Below are 2,313 nucleotides of genomic sequence, written 5' to 3' on the forward strand. Positions count from 1 at the left end.
GTTAAGGACGACGCCGGCCATGCGCACGCCCGCGTCGTAGGTTGCAAAACCCTTGGCAACGGCGGCCGCCGTGGTCGACTGGCCGGACACATCGAGCACGAGCAGCACCGGCAGGCCGTAGAGCCGCGCAAGGTCGGCGGCCGAACCCGTGCGGCCTTCTGGGGCGGGAATGCCGTCGAACAGGCCCATGGCGCTTTCGAGGACGACGAAGTCGGCATCGTCAGCCGCTTGCCCGGCCAGCGCATTGAGCAGGGAAGGCGGCATTGCCCAGCTGTCGAGGTTGACGCCGGAGAGGCCGGTGGCGGCGGTGTGGAAGCCCGGATCGATGTAATCGGGCCCGGATTTGGCGCCACGCACCTTCAAGCCGCGCCTGGCGAGCGCGCGCAGGATGCCGATGGTGACGCTGGTCTTGCCCGAACCGGAGCGCGGCGCGCCGATGATGATGGCGCGTGCCGTCATGTCTCGCCCGCCAGTGCCGCGCGCATGGCGACGATACCGCCGACGACGATCAGCGCCGGCGAAGCCAGGCCGGCGGCCGCGGCCTCTTCGGCAATGGTGGCGAGCGTGGCGACAACGGCCCGCTCCTGCGGCGTGGTCGCGGAAACGATCACCGCGGCCGGCGTCGACGGCGCCAGCCCGCCTTCCAATAATGAAGCGGCGATCTGAGGCAGATTGGCCATTCCCATATAGACGACCACCGGCTGGCCGGTGCGGGCAATCGCGGCCCAGTCGAGATCGTCATCGGTGCCGGCGGCATGGCCGGTGGCCAGGATGACCGCCTTGTTGATGCCGCGCATGGTGGCGGGAATGCCGGTGGCGGCGAGCGCGCTCAGGCCCGAGGTCAGGCCGGACAACACACGAAACGGAATAGCTTCGCGCGCCAGCGCCAGCGCCTCTTCGCCGCCGCGCCCGAAGATATAGGGGTCACCGCCCTTGAGACGGACGACGCGACGTCCCTCGCGCGCCAGCCGCACCAGCAAAGCTGTGATATCGTCCTGCTTCATCGACGGCTGGCCACCGCGTTTACCGGCATAGAAAAGCTCCGCGCTTGCGGCGACCGCGACGACATCGGGCGAGACCAGCGCATCGTAGACCAGCGCGTCGCATTGGCCGAGAGCGGCCAGCACTTCGAGCGTCAGGCAGCCGGGATCGCCGGGGCCCGCGCCGGCCAGCCAAACGTGGCCGGGTTCCAGCTCTCGCGGCTTGAACTTCAGCCGCGCCAGCGCCTGCTCCACCGTGGCATGTCCGTTTCTGTTGGTGCTGCCGTTCACAATCCGTCCCGTCCGCGAAAACGCCGCTGGTAGTGGGCGTCGTAAAGTGAGCTTTCGCCGAAATCCTGGGCGCCGAGCGCGCTGCCGATGAAGATGATCGCCGTGCGCTCAATCGGGTTTTCCGCCAGCTTCGCCTCGATGGTGGCCAGCGTGCCGGTCAACAGACGCTCGTCCGGCCAGGAGGCACGAAAGACAACCGCCACCGGGCAGTCGGCGCCGTAAAGCGGCGTCAGCTCGGCGACGACACGGTCGATGGCGTGGATGGCGAGATGGATGGCAAGCGTCGCGCCGGTGCGGCCGAAGCCGGCCAGCGTCTCGCCGGGCGGCATCTTCGAGGCACGGCCGGAGACACGGGTCAGCACCAGGCTTTGCGCGAGTTCGGGAATGGTGAGCTCGCGGCGAAGGGCCGCCGCCGCGGCGGCGAAGGAAGGCACGCCCGGCGTCAGCGTGTAGGGGATGTTGTGCTTTTCCAGCCGGCGGATCTGCTCGGCCACCGCGCTCCACACCGACAGGTCACCGGAATGCAGGCGCGCGACATCCATGCCGGCGGTGTGGGCGGCAACGTATTCGGCCTCGATCTCGTCGAGCGACATCGGCGCCGTGTCGATCAGTTTGGTGCCGGGCGCGCAATGTTCGAGCAGTTCGGGCGCAACGATCGAGCCGGCATAGAGGCAGACCGGGCAACTCGCCAGCAGTCGGCTGCCGCGCAGAGTGATGAGGTCGGCCGCACCGGGGCCGGCGCCGATGAAATGAATGGTCATGCGGCATCTCCGGCAAGTGCGATGGCGCAGGTGACAGGACCGAGCACCGTGCGCGGCCCGAGCAGTTTCGCGCCCTTTCCGGCCGCGGCAAGCGCGGAGGCTTCCGAAACCGACGGCGAGCCGGCCTTCGACTGCGAGAGAACGGAGTGGCTGAGCACGCCGGACGATGCGGCTTGCATCGCATCGTTCGAGACGACGATCACAGGCAAAGCGAGGTCGCTGCCGGCGAGGAAGATCGCTTCCTCATCGCGTTTGATTTCACCGGTCGCCAGGGCGGAAAG

General features: G+C 68.4%; 3 protein-coding genes and 1 pseudogene. All 4 read right to left on the reverse strand.

Translation table 11 applies throughout. The annotated features are described in order from the left end of the window. Nucleotides 1-459, reverse strand: a pseudogene (locus tag EN781_RS30920) (cobyrinic acid a,c-diamide synthase); the annotation flags it as partial. Continuing rightward, a complete protein-coding gene (gene cobA / locus EN781_RS30925) occupies nucleotides 456-1,271 on the reverse strand; it encodes a uroporphyrinogen-III C-methyltransferase (RefSeq protein WP_126054005.1) in 816 nt (271 codons plus the stop codon). The pseudogene EN781_RS30920 and the gene cobA, both read right to left, overlap by 4 nt. Continuing rightward, nucleotides 1,268-2,032 carry a precorrin-4 C(11)-methyltransferase gene (gene cobM, locus EN781_RS30930; protein WP_126054006.1) on the reverse strand — a complete coding sequence of 255 codons (765 nt, stop codon included), beginning with the start codon at nucleotides 2,030-2,032 and terminating at the stop codon, nucleotides 1,268-1,270. The genes cobA and cobM overlap by 4 nt, the downstream gene beginning before the upstream one ends. Next, nucleotides 2,029-2,313 (reverse strand): cobalamin biosynthesis protein (locus EN781_RS30935; protein ID WP_145965728.1); only part of this gene is annotated, 285 nt, incomplete at its 5' end. The genes EN781_RS30935 and cobM, both read right to left, overlap by 4 nt.

Origin of the sequence: Mesorhizobium sp. M4A.F.Ca.ET.090.04.2.1 (assembly GCF_003999085.1) — a bacterium.
GTDB lineage: Bacteria > Pseudomonadota > Alphaproteobacteria > Rhizobiales > Rhizobiaceae > Mesorhizobium.